This window comes from Psychrobacter sp. 1Y4 (genome assembly GCF_051847555.1).
Genome location: NZ_JBPYDE010000245.1, coordinates 1 through 927, shown reverse-complemented (window position 1 = coordinate 927; position 927 = coordinate 1). Strand labels below are relative to the sequence as shown.

Annotated in this window: 1 protein-coding gene; it reads left to right on the top strand. The window is 43.3% G+C overall.

Features of this window, described 5'->3' with window-relative positions; genetic code table 11:
- Nucleotides 1-927 (top strand): sodium:solute symporter family transporter (locus tag ACS8FC_RS15535; protein WP_439297431.1); only part of this gene is annotated, 927 nt, incomplete at both ends.

Sequence of the window (927 nt, the reverse complement as noted above, 5' to 3'; positions counted from 1 at the left end):
GGTTTGACCCTTGGTGCCTTCTTAAACTATATCATCGTAGCACCACGTCTTCGTGTTTATACCGAAGTCGCTGATAATGCTATTACTTTACCTGACTATTTTGCCAATCGCTTCGAAGATAAATCGCATATGCTGCGTGTAATCTCTGCTTTGGTTATCATTTTATTCTTTACTGTCTACACAGCGGCAAGTCTCGTAGGCGGTGGTAAGCTTTTTGAAAGCTCACTTAACCTATCTTACACCACAGGACTTTGGGTGACTGCTGGCGTCGTTGTCGGTTACACGCTATTCGGTGGTTTCTTAGCAGTGTCGATGACTGACTTTGTTCAGGGTATCATCATGCTGTTTGCGATGGTCATTGTACCTGTCGTTGCCTTTACGGATCTTGGCGGTGTTTCAGCCACGACTGAAGCCGTTAGAAATATTGATCCAAGCCTGCTAAATATTACTAGCGGTATGAGCGTCATCGGTATCATTTCACTTATGGCATGGGGTTTAGGATATTTTGGTCAGCCTCATATTATTGTACGTTTTATGGCAATCCGCTCAGTCAAAGATGTGCCTACAGCACGTAATATCGGTATGAGTTGGATGATTGTCAGTCTTATTGGTGCACTAATGACTGGTTTTGCTGGTCGTGCTTATGTACAAAAGACGGCTATGACGTTAGACGATCCTGAGACTATCTTCTTAGTATTCACTCAGTTCTTATTCCACCCGTTGGTTTCAGGTTTCCTATTAGCAGCGATTTTAGCAGCCATCATGAGTACTATCTCATCGCAGCTATTGGTAGTATCAAGCTCACTAACCAAAGACGTTTACAAATTGTTCTTTGATAAAGATGCACCAGAAGCTCGTCAAGTACTAGTTGGTCGTATTTCGGTTGTGGCCGTTGCTCTTGCCTCTATTATGCTAGCCTCTAATCCA